Annotated in this window: 10 protein-coding genes and 1 pseudogene; 2 read left to right on the top strand and 9 right to left on the bottom strand. The window is 73.1% G+C overall.

The features are described from left to right. Positions 1–19 precede the first annotated feature (19 nt). Positions 20–799 carry a creatininase family protein gene (locus tag ADL01_RS41380; protein WP_078960325.1) on the top strand — a complete coding sequence of 260 codons (780 nt, stop codon included), beginning with the start codon at positions 20–22 and terminating at the stop codon, positions 797–799. Between the two features lie 80 nt (positions 800–879). Here the strand turns inward: ADL01_RS41380 and ADL01_RS45760 are convergent. The 5 genes and pseudogenes from ADL01_RS45760 to ADL01_RS04820 form a co-directional block, all read right to left on the bottom strand. Next, a pseudogene (locus ADL01_RS45760) lies at positions 880–1881 on the bottom strand (lysylphosphatidylglycerol synthase transmembrane domain-containing protein); the annotation flags it as partial. A gap of 98 nt (positions 1882–1979) precedes the next feature. Then, positions 1980–3014: a trans-aconitate methyltransferase gene (locus tag ADL01_RS04835; protein ID WP_234354496.1), complete on the bottom strand. Its 1035-nt coding sequence runs from the start codon at positions 3012–3014 to the stop codon at positions 1980–1982. A 244-nt stretch (positions 3015–3258) separates the two neighbouring features. Next, positions 3259–4509, bottom strand: coding sequence for a glycosyltransferase (locus tag ADL01_RS04830; RefSeq protein ID WP_053740623.1), 1251 nt, complete (start codon positions 4507–4509; stop codon positions 3259–3261). Continuing rightward, complete coding sequence (locus ADL01_RS04825; RefSeq protein ID WP_053740622.1) at positions 4506–4904, bottom strand: 6-pyruvoyl trahydropterin synthase family protein; 399 nt, start codon at positions 4902–4904, stop codon at positions 4506–4508. Before ADL01_RS04825 ends, ADL01_RS04830 begins: the two co-directional genes overlap by 4 nt. A gap of 112 nt (positions 4905–5016) precedes the next feature. Further along, a complete protein-coding gene (locus ADL01_RS04820; protein WP_053740621.1) occupies positions 5017–6000 on the bottom strand; it encodes a dehydrogenase in 984 nt (327 codons plus the stop codon). A 106-nt stretch (positions 6001–6106) separates the two neighbouring features. On the opposite strand from ADL01_RS04820, the gene ADL01_RS04815 reads away from it, so the two are divergent. Beyond that, on the top strand, positions 6107–6898 hold the full coding sequence (locus ADL01_RS04815) for a CDP-alcohol phosphatidyltransferase family protein (protein WP_053740620.1): 792 nt from the start codon (positions 6107–6109) through the stop codon (positions 6896–6898). 345 nt (positions 6899–7243) lie between these two features. On the opposite strand, the gene ADL01_RS04810 is transcribed toward ADL01_RS04815, so the two are convergent. The 4 genes from ADL01_RS04810 to ADL01_RS04795 form a co-directional block, all read right to left on the bottom strand. After that, positions 7244–8155 carry a UTP--glucose-1-phosphate uridylyltransferase gene (locus ADL01_RS04810; protein ID WP_053740619.1) on the bottom strand — a complete coding sequence of 304 codons (912 nt, stop codon included), beginning with the start codon at positions 8153–8155 and terminating at the stop codon, positions 7244–7246. 193 nt (positions 8156–8348) lie between these two features. Further along, on the bottom strand, positions 8349–9578 hold the full coding sequence (locus tag ADL01_RS04805; protein WP_053740618.1) for an MDR family MFS transporter: 1230 nt from the start codon (positions 9576–9578) through the stop codon (positions 8349–8351). Between the two features lie 222 nt (positions 9579–9800). Further along, positions 9801–11561, bottom strand: coding sequence for an ABC transporter permease subunit (locus tag ADL01_RS04800; protein ID WP_053740617.1), 1761 nt, complete (start codon positions 11559–11561; stop codon positions 9801–9803). A gap of 3 nt (positions 11562–11564) precedes the next feature. Further along, complete coding sequence (locus ADL01_RS04795) at positions 11565–13067, bottom strand: ABC transporter substrate-binding protein (protein WP_053740616.1); 1503 nt, start codon at positions 13065–13067, stop codon at positions 11565–11567. Between the last annotated feature and the right edge of the window lie 4 nt (positions 13068–13071).

Below are 13071 nucleotides of genomic sequence, written 5' to 3'. Positions count from 1 at the left end.
GACGAAAGGCCGGGAGAACATGGATGATTCGGGGATACGGTTGCCGGTGGACACTACGGAAGACGTACGGACACGAGCCGCCGGCGTCTCAACGCAGGTCGCCGTTCTTCCGGTCGGGAGCTTCGAACAGCACGGCCCCTTCCTTCCGTTGACGACAGACACCCTGGTCGCCTGTGCCATAGCCCGGGAAATCGCCGCAACACACCCGGTGCACCTCCTTCCGCCGGTGACCATCGCCTGCTCGCACGAGCACGCGGCCTGGCCGGGAACCGTCAGCATCTCCTCCGTGACCCTTCACGCGGTGGTACGGGACATCGCCGATTCGCTGCGCCGCTCGGGCGTGGACGCCCTGGTGATCGTCAACGGACACGGCGGAAACTACGTGCTGGGCAACGTGGTTCAGGAATCCTCCGCGCGCGGTGAGCGGATGGCGCTGTTCCCGGCCGCGGAGGACTGGGAGACGGCGCGTGAGCGGGCCGGAGTGGTGACCTCGCTGCTCACCGACATGCACGCGGGAGAAATCGAGACCTCCATCCTTCTGCACGCTCATCCCGAATTGCTCCGTCCCGGTTATGAAACCTCTGATTTCGTCGCCGACGACCGCCGGCATCTCCTCACCCTCGGCATGGCCGGTTACACCGATTCCGGTGTCATCGGCCGCCCTTCGCTGGGTTCCGCCGAAAAGGGGAAAGCGTTGCTGGCGAGCTTCGCCGAGTCCTTCGGGGCGTATTTCTCGATGCTCACCGATGCCGGCGCCTCCGATGCCGGGGCCGCCGGCTCCGCGGGCGCCCAGAAGTAGCGGACGACCAGGACGAGCGCGCCAGGCAGGGCGGCCACGAAGCTCAGCACGCCGTACACGACGGCGACGCTCAGCCCCATGTTGGCGCCCAGCCCCGCCGCGCCGAACGCCCAGGCGGTGACGCCCTCGCGGGGGCCCCAGCCGCCGACGTTCAGCGGCAGGCCCATCGCCAGCAGCGCCAGTACGGCTATCGGCAGCAACTGCGCGACGGAGGCCGAGGATCCGGCGACCCGGGCGGCGACCACGAACATCCCGAGGTGTCCGGAGAGGATGACGAGGGAGGAGAGCGCCACGCCCGGCAGGTTCTCGCGGGAGAGCAGGGCGCCGCGGGCCTCGGTGAGCGCGGCACGCAGGGCGCGGGTCCTGCGGGCGGCGACCCTCGGGGCGCGGTTCATGCGGACGGCGACGAGGACGGCGACGGCGCCCAAGGCGGCGACGGCCGCCACCAGGGCGACCCGGCGGGCCTCGGCCAGTACCGGCGACGGCTGGGTGAGCAGCACCGCTCCGCCGACGGCTATCAACGCAACCTGTCCGGCGGCCCGTTCGAGGACGACCGCGCGGACCCCGCGCCCCATGTCACCGGCGCTCTTGCCGTGCCGTACCGCGCGGTGCACGTCGCCGAGGACGCCGCCGGGGAGGGCCGCGTTGAGGAACAGCGAGCGGTAGTAGTCGGCGACCGCCGGGAGGAGCGGCAGCTCGATGCGCAGGCTGCGGGCGACCAGCGCCCAGCGCCAGGCGCTGAACACCGTGGTGAGCAGCCCGATGCCGAGGCCGACGAACAGCGTCGGTACGTCGATGCGGCGCAGCCCGTCCAGGAAGACGCCGGTGCCCAGGCGCCAGAGCAGGACGCCGAGAATCGTTACGCCTGCGAGGGTGCCGAGATGCGGCCGCAGCGCTCGGCCGGCGCGGCGCAGCCGGCTCGGGGACGCCGGGGTCCCGGGATCCTTGTCGCCGACGAAGCCGATGACTCCGGCGCGGCCCGCTGAGGAGCGCGCCGCGGGATGAGCGGTTCGTTGACTGCGGGCCGGTGGGGGCTGGTCGCTCCCCCACTCTCGACTTCGCTCGATCGGGGGGACCCCCATCGCGGCGGAGCCGCTGATCGACACGGCCCCGCGCCCCTTTCGGGGCGCTGGCGCGCCTCCGATCAGTACTGCACCCGCCGTCTCGACCGTCCGGACGGTCATGACGTCGTCCCGCTCGTCGGCCTGGCCAGGGCCAGGAGGTCGCTGTGGTGGACCTCGACCCGGAGTTCCCCGGCCGCGCAGGCCTCCAGGCGCTCGGCGAGGTAGGTGTCGGCGCGGGACTTCAGTGCCGGGCGTTCCTCGACGGCCGCCGCGACCCAGCCGCGCAGCCACTCCGCGGTGAGCGCGGCCTCCGCGGGGCCGAGCCGCCAGGCACTGGGGTGGACGTGCACGGTCGCGCCCCGCTGGTCGAAGGCCTCACAGGCCGCGGTGACCGCGTCGGGGCCGAGCAGTCCCGCCCGTCGCTGGTGGGTGTTGAACGCGTCGGCGATGTCCCCGTCCAGCGGGTCGGGGGTGGCGAACTCGACGCGGCCGGCCACGGACAGGGTCAGCAGGGCCGGGCAGCCGGCTCCGGCACTGGCCGTGGCGAGGGCGTCGACCTCCTCGCGGGTGAGGACGTCCAGCAGGGCGGACGCGGTGACCAGCGAGGCGCCGAGCAGCGCGTCGGAGGTCAGGCGGGCGACGTCGCCGCGCCGTGTCTCGACGGTGACGCGGCTGCCGTCGGCGGCGGCGCGCGGCGAGGCCACGGCGGCGAAGTGCAGGAGGTAGGGGTCGCGGTCGTGCAGGACCCAGTGCTGAGCGCCGTCGAGCCGGGGCGCGAGCCAGCGGCCCATGGAGCCGGTGCCGCAGCCCAGGTCGTGGATGACGCGCCCGCCCGCCTTTCCGGGCAGGTTGGCCAGCCGGATGCGCAGCGGGTCGAGCAGTTCGACGGAGCGCGCGGCGGCGTCGGCGCCCTCGCGCAACTCCAGCCAGTCCGGGGCGTAGCGGGGCGGGTCGTCGGGTCCGGTGTCGCGCAGCCGGATCGTGCTCCGCTCCCCCGGGCCCACCGGCCCGGCGCCGGCCTTGACGTCACGGTGCGTGGGCTGGGCCGGAATCCCGGCGGCGGGCTGGGAATTGGCGTCCACCGGTGTCACCGGCCCCCGTCGCTGTATCTCCGACGCCGCCGAAGCGCTGATCGTCGTCGTCTTCTTCATGCCGCGCTCCTTGCGTCCCGGGAGGTTCGCCCCGGCGTTCCCACGAGACTCCGTAGCGCGGCCGCACGGCGGCCGGGCTCCGACCCGGCCGAAGCCGGGAACGTCGTCACCTTATTCGGGGCGCTCTTCGGGGCGCCGACCGGTATCCGTCCTCGTACCCCGACCGCGCTTCGCAGCGCGGCCACCCGAGGTCCCCGGGCGGAGACCGATCCGGCGGCCGAAGCCGCTGTCGCGCTCGCCGTCCTCATGCGGCCCTCCGGGGTTCCCAGGGGATCCGGCCCAGGACTCCGGCCAGGCTCCGTGCCGTTGCCGCCCAGCCGTCCAGGGCTGCCCGGCGGCCCCTCGCGGCTGCCTTCAGGCGGCGGCGGACGTCCGCCTCACCGAACCAGCCGCGCAGTTCCGCGGCGAGCGCCGCCGGGTTCTCCGGCGGTACGAGGATGCCGGGGACGCCGCCGTCGGGCGCGCGCCCGACCGCCTCGGGGAGGCCGCCGACGTCGGTGGCGAGGACGGGGATGCCGCGCGCGAGGGCCTCGGTGACCGCCATGCCGTATGTCTCCGCGTAGGAGGTGAGGACCATCAGGTCGGCGGCGGCATAGCTGGCGTCGAGCTGGGCGCCCGCCTGGGGGCCGGCCAGGGTCAGCCGGTCCTGGAGGCCGTGTCGCGCGATCAGGGCACGCAACTCGGCGACGTACTCGGGGTCCTGTTCGAGGCCGCCGACGCAGACGCAGCTCCACGGCAGGTCGGTCACCGAGGCCAGGGCTTCGACCAGGCGGTGCTGGCCCTTGCGCGGGGTGACGGCGGCCACGCACAGGAGGCGGGAGACGCCGTCGGTACCGGAGGCGAGGGGCGCGATGTCCGCACCCGGGGCCGCCATGTGGACGCGGTCCGGGGCGAGTCCGTGGTGGGAGACGAGACGGCGGACCGCCCAGTCGCTGGTCGCGATCACCGAGGGGACCGCCCTCAGGGTGGTCCGCTCCAGGGCGTCCAGCTCCGCCGCGTCGGCCGGGTCGAGGCCCGTCTCGTCGCCCAGCGGGAGGTGGACCAGCACGGCGAGGCGCAGGCGTTCAGCCTCCGGGACAATGATCTCGGGGACCCCGCAGGCCACCAGTCCGTCGAGCAGGACGACCGTGCCGTCCGGCAGGTCGCGCAGCGTCCGCGCCAGTTCCGCGCGGGCGTCCGCACCGGGCCGGGGCCACGAACCGGCGACGGCGTGCTTGTGGACCTGCCAGCCGAAGCCGGGCAGATCGAGGCTGATCCGGCGGTCGTAGGCGTTGCCGCCGCTCGGCCTGACCGGGTCGTCGACACCGCCCGGCATCACGAAGTGCACGGAGCGCAGGGACATGGGGATGATCGCCGCGTTCTTGAGGGTCGCGTTCTGCACCGGTACGTAGTTGAGCGACTTCTGCACGTGAGCCTGTACCTGTACCTGAGCCGGGGCGACCGCGGGGGCCTCCGGGGAAACGGGAACCGCGCGGTCGAGGGTCGTGTCGGTCACAGGGCACGCTCGTAGCTCGCCCAGGCGACGTGCGACTCGTGCAACGTGACCGTCAGGCCCGCGAGGCCTCGCGCGCCCTCACCCAGGGCGCCCTTCTCGATCCGCGCGGCGAGCCGGTCGGCGATGACCTTGGCCAGGAACTCCGTGGAGGTGTTGATCCCGGCGAAGTCGGCCTCGTTGTCGAGGTTGCGGTAGTTCAACTCGCTCACCACGGCACCGAGTTCCTGGGTGGCCAGGCCGATGTCGACGACGATGTTGTCCTCGTCCAGCTGTTCGCGGCGGAACGTGGCGTCGACGAGGAACGTCGCTCCGTGCAGGCGCTGCGCGGGTCCGAAGACCTCTCCGCTGAAGCTGTGGGCGATCATGATGTGATCGCGGACGGTGATGCTGAACAACGGACGACCCTCCAGGTGCGGCACGCCTTGTCCCCTGCTGATCGCTGCGGGGACATGCCGAGTAGTACGTCTGCCCAGGGCAGCTTGTTCAAGGCTTGTTCAAGGGATTCTGTCAGTCGGCGTCCGGATACCGGACCCGGTGGCAGAGGGCCGGTGTCTGCCCGGAGGCGAGCCTCGGCAGTACGTCCGGGAGTTCCTCGAAGGCGCACTCACCGGTGATCAGCGCGTCGAGCGCCGGGTCGGCCAGCAGGTCCAGGGCGAGGGCGAGGCGGTCGGCGTAGGAGCGGCCGGGCCGCGCGGCCGGAGACACGGTGCCCACCTGGCTGCTGCGGACGGTGAGGCGCCGGGAGTGGAACGCCTCGCCCAGCGGCAGACTGACGCGCCGGTCGCCGTACCAGCTCAGCTCGATCACCGTGCCTTCGGCGGCGAGGAGTTCGAGCGAGCGGGCGAGCCCCGCCTCTGTCGCGCTCGCGTGGACGACCAGGTCGCACTCCCCCAGGGCGTCGCCCGGCAGCGCGAAGTCGACGCCGAGCGCCGCCGCGGTCTTGGCCCGCCCGGGGTCGGCGTCCACCAACTGGACGCGTACGCCGGGGAACCCGGCGATCAGGGCGGCCACCGAGCAGCCGATCATCCCGCCGCCGACCACCGCTATCCGGTCGCCGGCCAGCGGCGCCGCGTCCCACAGGGCGTTCACCGCGGTCTCCACGGTCCCGGCGAGGACGGCGCGCTCGGCGGGCACCGAGTCGGGTACCGGTGTCACCGCGCTCACCGGCACGACGTACCGTGTCTGGTGCGGATAGAGGCAGAAGACCGTACGGCCGACCAGCGCGTCCGGGCCCTCCTCAACCACACCGACGTTGAGGTAGCCGTACTTGACCGGGCCGGGGAAGTCGCCCTCCTGGAACGGCGCCCGCATGGCCGCGTACTGGCTGACGGGAACCCCGCCCCGGAAGACGAGCGTCTCCGTGCCGCGACTCACCCCGGACCACAGGGTGCGTACCAGTACTTCGCCCTCGCCGGGCTCCGTCAGTTCGACGTCACGGATCTCTCCGTGGTCCGGCGAAGCGAGCCAGAACGCTCGTGCGGCGAGCTTCATCGGAGTCCTCCTGAACGCTTGGGAAGTTGTTCACGTACTGCGATGTGCACAGTCCGCGCACAGTACGCGGCATGATCCACTCTGTACATACGGCGGAGGACTCGCGGTGGCCCTGAACAACACGTACGAGGCGAGGCTCGTCCAGCAGGAAACGGCTCTGGGGGCAGGCCTGCAGGTCCTGTTGCTGGTTCTGCTCGGCTCGGCGATAGGCCTGGGCCCGGCGGGCTGGCTGACCGGACTGACGTTCGCCATCGCCACGTGGGCCGTCCTGTCGCGCGCGCTGCACCGGTCCGGGTCCAAGTCCTTCGGCCCGGCCAACCGTGTGACCCTGGGCCGGGCGACCCTGGTCGGCGGGGTGACGGCCCTGGTCGCCGACTCCTTCGAGAGCTCACCGCCGGTCACGCTGTTCGTCGGGCTCACGGCCGTGGCCCTGATACTCGACGGCGTGGACGGCAAGGTCGCCCGCCGCACCGGTACCTGCTCGACGCTGGGCGCGCGCTTCGACATGGAGGTCGACGCGTTCCTGATCCTGGTGCTCAGCGTGTACGTGTCGATGTCGCTCGGCCCGTGGGTCCTGCTGATCGGCGGTATGCGCTACGCGTTCGTGGCCGCCGCCCGCGTCCTGCCCTGGCTGAACGCCCCGCTCCCCCCGAGCACCGCCCGCAAGACCGTGGCCGCCCTCCAGGGCGTCCTGCTGCTGCTCGGCGCCTCCGGCTACCTGCCCCTCGCGGCGACCCAGGCCGTCATCGCGCTGGCGCTGGGCACGCTGGTCTGGTCGTTCGGCCGGGACGTCCGGTGGCTGTACCGCACGTCCCGCCCGCGTACGACGCCCCTCGCGTCGATCGCCTCGGTCGAGCAGCAGCTCCGCGCGCTGGTGCCGGAGTCGGTGTCGCGCTGAGACACGGTCGCACCGTTCAGCCCGTCCGGCGGCTACTGAGACACGGTCCGCACCATCCGGCCCGTCCGGCGACTACTGAGACACGGGCCACACCATCCAGCCCGCCCGCCCGGCGGCTACTGAGACACGGTCCGCACCATCCGGCCCGTCCGGCGACTACTGAGACACCGGCCGCACCCTCCAGCCCGTCCCGCGACTACTGAGACACGGTCCGCACCATCCGGCCCGTCCGGCGACTGCTGAGACACCGGCCGCACCCTCCAGCCCGTCCGGCGATTGAGGACGAGCGCGTTCAGCGCGACCCGGGGGTCCGGGGGCAGAGCCCCCGGGTCGGGGACCGGGGAGTCACTCGCCTCCCCCGGTCACCTCGTCCTCCAGCTCCTTCGCCATCCGGCGCAGATGCGGCCCGTACTCGGGGTCGTTGAGCGCCGCCGCGAACTGGGCGGTGAGATAGGCGAGCGGGTTGCCGGTGTCGTACCAGCGGCCGTGGATCACCTGGCCGTAGACGGCCCGGCTCGCGGCGTAGGCGTTGATGGCGTCGGTGAGGTAGACCTCGCCGGTGCGGTGGTCGTACCAGCGCTTGGTCTGGTCGCGCAGTTCGTCGATGATGCCGGGCGTGATGACGTAGCCGCCGATGGCCGCGTACGAGGACGGCGCGTCCTGCGGGCGGGGCTTCTCGACCAGGCCGGTGATACGGAGCAGACCGTCGTCGAGGTCCTCCTTGACGACGGGGACGCCGTAGCGCTGCGAGTCGCCCGGGTCCATCGGCATCAGCGCGAGGACCGGCGAGTTGGTCGCCTCGTACGCCTTGATCAGCTGCTGGGCGCGCGGCACCTCGGCCACGAACACGTCGTCGGGCCACAGCACCAGCATCGGCTCGTCGCCGAAGTTGCGGGCGGCGTTGAGGACCGGGGTGCCGTTGCCGTAGGGGCCGTGCTGGTCGAGGTAGGTGATGTGGCCGAGCCGGGACAGCTCGCCGACCTCCTCGACGGCGTCCGCGTAGGCGGCCTTGCCGTCGGCGCGCAGCTGGTCGACGAGGCCGGGGTTGGGCCGGAAGTGGTCCTGGATCAGGCCCTTTCCGCCGGACACCACAATGGTGATGTCGGTGATACCGGAGGCCACGAGCTCCCGGACGGTGTGCTCGATGACGGGTTTGTCACCGACGGGCAGCATCTCCTTCGGTGTCGCCTTGGTGAGCGGCAGCAGCCGGGACCCCAGTCCGGCTGCGGGAATGACTGCCCTGCGAATCGTGGCCATAGGCCCCCCTGTACAAAAGCGCGTACGCGTATCAACGGTCGTCGTGCGTGGTGCGTGGGTGGTACGTGGCCGTGCTCAGCGGCGCTGATCGATGCTCACCCGTGCCGGTCGGCGCGAGTGGTGTGACGCTACCAATTCGGCATGCCCCACCGCCCTGCCGCCCAGACTCTCGAGGTACTCCCCCGGCCACGGTTCAGGCCCGGCGCGGCAGGACGGCGATCGCCGCGAGGGGTACGGCGGCCAGCACCAGCCAGGGCACCGGCGCGGGCAGCCCGGTGTCGAGGAGGGTGCCGGTCAGCGCGCTGCCGACCAGCACGATCGCGCCGGATACCGATGAGAGGGCGCCGGTGTAGAGGCCGAGCCGGCCCTCTTCGGCCAGGTCGGGCACCCAGGCGCGGGTCACCGGCGCGACCAGCATCTGGCCGAAGGTGAGCAGGACGACGAAACCGGCGGCGGGCAGCAGCCCGGTGATGCCGGTCCAGCCTGCGGGCCTGGCCAGGGCCACGACGGCGAACCCGGCGGAGATCAGCAGCATCCCGGCGACCATCGAGCGACGCAGGGCGAACCGGTCGCCGACCCAGCGGGTGACCGGCAGTTGGGCGGTCACGACGAGCAGCGAGGACAGGGCGAACAGCCAGGCCAGCGCGGTCTGCGAGCCGGTCGCGCGCTCCACCTCGTCGGGCAGCGCCAGGTACAGCTGGTTGTACGCGAGCAGATAGGCGCCGTACGCGCAGCAGAGTGCCAGAAATCGCCGGTTGCCCAGCAGGGTGCGCACGCCCCCTTTCGCGCGGATGCGCTCCCGGCCGGGTGTGTGCTGCGGGAGCAGCACGGCGTGCCCGGCGAGGACGAGGACGAAGATTCCGGCGCCCGCGAGGCACACCAGCCGGAAGTCGACGGACAGCAGCAGCCCGCCCAGCAGCGGCCCGACGAAGGCGCCCGCCTGTCCGGCGACGGTGAACAGCGCGAGAACCCGGGTGCGCGAGCCGTTGCCCTGCTCCTCCCAGGCCACGGCCTGCCGGGCCACCTCGGACTCGACAGCGGGCGAGAACAGCGCGGCGGCGAAGCCGATGAGGAGAACGGCGCCGATGACGGTCGCGGTCGAGTCGGCGTAGCCGAGCCAGGCGAAGCCGGCGATGCGCAGGGCGCAGCCCGCGAGCACCACCGGCCGGAGGCCGTACCGGTCGGCGAGGGCGCCGCCCACCACGAACAGCCCCTGCTGACTGAAGGTACGCAGCCCGAGCACGAACCCGACGAGCCACCCGGCCATGCCGATGCCCTTCCCCAGATGCTCGGAGAGGAAGGGCAGCACGGCGAAGAAGCCGACGTTGAAGGCGAGTTGGGTAAGGATCAGCAGCCGCAGCAACGGCGACAGCCGCGTCCGGCCGGACGCGTTGCCTTGAAGGGCGGTTGCGGGGGTGATCATGGGAAAGCCGACTCCCGTGTCTCCGGGCACGGTTGAGCGCCCCTCACTGGCTTCCGCCGCCGCCGCGTCCCGAGCGACGGCGCCGGGCTCGTCCGGGCACGCACCCTCTCCGCGACGGCGGCCGGGCATGTCACGCTCCTCCCACGCCGCCGCGCCCCGAGCAACACCGGCAGGCACTCCAGGCAGGCGTTCCTCCCTCGGCGACGGCTGCGGACGATGTGATCACTGGAAGGCCAACTCTCGTGCCTCCGGGCGCGGTTGGGTCGCCGGCGCCGGCTTTCGGCGGGGGCGGCGGACCGTCAGGCCCGCCGCGGTGACTGCCAGGGCGCCGAGCAGAGCGAGTACGGCGGCGGGGGCGAGGACCGCCCAGGGGGCTCGTTCGGCGTACGGCTGGTTCTCGGCGAGGAGCAACCCCCATTCCGGGGACGGTGGTTGCGCGCCCAGGCCGAGGAAGCCGAGGGCGGCCAGGGCCAGGGCGACACCGGGCAGCCGCAGCAGGGCGTGCCGGGTGACCGGGGGCAGCGCGGCGGGCAGGAGTTCGTGGCGCAGGACGTACCAGCGGTCGGCGCCGAGGCCCCGGGTGGCCGCGACATGGAGGGTGGCCCGTTCCTGGCCCAGCAGGGCGGCGGTGTGCGCGGCCAGCGGCGCCCAGGCGACGGCGGTCACGGCGAGCGCGGGGGTGGCACCGCCGCTGCCCACGACCGCCGTGACGAGCAGCGCGGCGAGTACGGCCGGTATCGCGTTCACGGTGTCGACGAGGGGTCCGGACAGCCTGGGTGCCAACCCGAGGAGCAGCCCGATGAGGAGGGCTGCGGCGCTGATCGCGGCGGCGAGGAGCAGCGTGTCGAGGGCGCCGTGCCCGACGCGGGCGAGGACATCGCGGCCGAGGGCGTCCGTCCCGAACGGGTGTGCCCAGGACGGGTGTTGGAGCCGGGCACGGGTGTCCAGCGCGAGCGGGTCGCGCGGCAGGCCGAGGGCGACGACACCGAGCAGCACACCGGCGTACAGCAGGGGCGGGGTGCGGCGGGCGGGCGGCGCGGGCCGGTGCAGGGAGGAGAGGCCGCCGTCGCGCAGGGCGGGGCCGATGAGCAGCCTGGCCGCCAGCCGGGTGCCGCCCGCGGCGACCGCCGCGAGCAGGACGAGGGCGAGGGTGCCGGCCTGGAGGACGGGCAGGTCCTGGGCGACGGCGGCCTGGAGGGCGGTGCGGCCGAGGCCGGGGATGTCGAAGATCTGCTCGACGGCGACCGAGCCGCCGGTCAGCCCGACGACGAACAGCCCGGCGTTCGGGAGCAGGGCGGGCAGGCAGCGCCGTACGGCCTGACTCGCGATGCGCCGGGCGCGGATGCCGCGTGCGGCGGCGGCCAGCGCCCAGGGCTCGGTGAAGGCACCGGGCAGCAGGTCGTCGAGGAGCCGTCCGAGCAGCGCCCCGGCGGGCACGCCGAGGGCGAGGCCGGGCAGGATCGTCCACTGGAGTCCGTACCAGCCGAGGGCGGGCAGCCAGCCGAGCTGGACGCCGACGACGGTGGCCAGTACGGACGCCGTGAGGAACTCGGGCAGCGCGGCGACCATCGCCGACCCGCTGCCGCCGCGCCGGCGCCCGCCGCTCCACAGCGTCGGCGCGCACACCAGCGCGGCGACGAGAAACGCGATCGTGAGCGCCACAGCCATCAGCAGCAGTGAGGCGCCGAGCGCCTGGACGACGCCGGGCATGACCTCGGCCCCGGATATCCAGGACCGCCCGGCGTCCCCGCGCGGCAACCCGCCGAGCCAGTCACCGAGCAGCTTCAACGGCCCTGCTTCGAGGCCGAGTTGCTCCCGAACGGCGGCGAGCACGGCCGGGGTCGCCTCGCGCTCCGCCGACCGGGCCCTGAGTACGGTGAGCGCCGGGTCGGTGCGGGTCAGCCAGGGCAGCAGGCCGATCCCGCACACGAGCAGCGCGGCGAGCAGGGCACGCCACACCAGGGTGCCCACATGTCCCCGCACGGGTCAGCGCCGCGTTCCGGTACCGACCAGCGTGCGCTCGTACGGATCGAGGAGCACACCCTGTACGCCGGCGTCGACGCCGGTGATGATCCGCTGGTGGACCAGCGGGACGACGGCGTCTGAGCCGAGGATGAGGGCCTCGGCCGCCATGGCCGCGTCCTGTCGCTCGGCGGTGTCCTCGATGCCCTCGGCCTTGGCGACGGCCTGGTCGACCTTCTTGTCGCAGAGCAGGGAGAGGTTGTTGCCGCCGTCGCAGGTGTAGTCGCTCGCGAGGACGGAGACAGGGTCCCCGGTGTCGAGCATGGTGTTGCGGGCGGCGACGGCTGCGTCGAACTTCCCGGCGAACAGGTCGCGTTCGAGGCGCGAGTACTCCCGCACCTCCAGTGTCACCTTGAAACCGGCCTTCTCCAGCTGCTGCTTCAACACCTGTGCGGCTTCCGGGAGTTCGGGCCGGTTGTCGTACGTGGCGAGGGTGATGGAGGTGTCGTCGGGCGCCGCCGCCTTCGCGCGGCCGACAGGCTGGACGCGCTTGCCCTCGGCCCAGCTCAACGCGGGGCCGTAGATGCCCTTCCCGGCGTCGGCGTGGCCTTCGTAGACACCGTCGGCGAGTGCGCCGGTGGCCACGGCGGCGCGGGCGGCCGCCCGCAGCTTCGCGTCCTTGAAGGCGCCGGCCTTGGTGTTGAGGTGCAGGAAGGCGGTGCGGGCCGTGGCGGTCTCGCGGCGGGTCGCCTTGTCGAGGGAGGCGGCCTGGGCGACGGGGATCGACTCCGCGATGTCGACCTGGCCGCTGCGCAGGGCGTTGGCACGGGCGGTGCCGTCGGCGATGAACCGGGCGTCGACACCGGCGGCCTGGGCGCGTCCGCCCCAGTAGTCGTCGAAGCGGTCGAGGGTGGCCGCGGTGGTGCCGGTGGTCTTCGTCAGCTCGAAGGGTCCGGTGGCGGTGCCGACCGGGTCGACGGCGCCTTTCTTCGTGAACGCCTTCGGCGCGAGCACGGCGAGGGCGGGGCTGGACATGCGCAGGGGAAGCACGGGGTCGGGCGCGGCGGTGGTGACGGATATCCGTCCGTCGCCGGCGACCTTCGCGGTGAGGGTGACGCCGGTGAGGGCGGCGGGTTGGGGCTCGGCCCGGGTGGCGTGGGTGAGGGCGGCGGCGACGGTGGCCGCGGTGACGTCGGTGCCGTCCTGGAAGGTGGCCTCGCGCAGCGTGAACAGCCAGGTGCGGTCGTCTTCGCGGGTCCAGGACTCGGCGAGCGCGGGGGCCGGGGAGCCGTTGGCGTCCAGGGCGGTGAGGCCCTCGGTGACGCCGAGGCGGCTGAGAAGGGTGGCGTCGGCGCCGTACGGGGAGAAGTTCTCGGTGGGCGGGAAGGCGAGCGCGACGCGCAGCCGGGAGCCGGATCCGGCGTTCGAGGACGAGTCGCTGTCGGCGCCGCCGGCCGCGAAACAGCCGGTGAGCAGCGGGGATATCAGCAGTCCGACGAGCAGTCGGCGACGGCGGGGGGTGCGCATGGTC

The sequence above is a fragment of the Streptomyces sp. NRRL WC-3618 genome (assembly GCF_001280005.1).
GTDB lineage: Bacteria > Actinomycetota > Actinomycetes > Streptomycetales > Streptomycetaceae > Streptomyces.
This window is presented reverse-complemented; position numbering and strand designations above follow the sequence as displayed.

Bases quoted from the DNA above. Each gene is read 5' to 3' on its own strand.
- ADL01_RS41380 (WP_078960325.1), top strand. From the start codon at position 20: ATGGATGATTCGGGGATACGGTTGCCGGTGGACACTACGGAAGACGTA.
- ADL01_RS04835 (WP_234354496.1), bottom strand. From the start codon at position 3,014: ATGAAGAAGACGACGACGATCAGCGCTTCGGCGGCGTCGGAGATACAG.
- ADL01_RS04820 (WP_053740621.1), bottom strand. From the start codon at position 6,000: ATGAAGCTCGCCGCACGAGCGTTCTGGCTCGCTTCGCCGGACCACGGA.
- ADL01_RS04810 (WP_053740619.1), bottom strand. From the start codon at position 8,155: ATGGCCACGATTCGCAGGGCAGTCATTCCCGCAGCCGGACTGGGGTCC.
- ADL01_RS04805 (WP_053740618.1), bottom strand. From the start codon at position 9,578: ATGATCACCCCCGCAACCGCCCTTCAAGGCAACGCGTCCGGCCGGACG.
- ADL01_RS04795 (WP_053740616.1), bottom strand. From the start codon at position 13,067: ATGCGCACCCCCCGCCGTCGCCGACTGCTCGTCGGACTGCTGATATCC.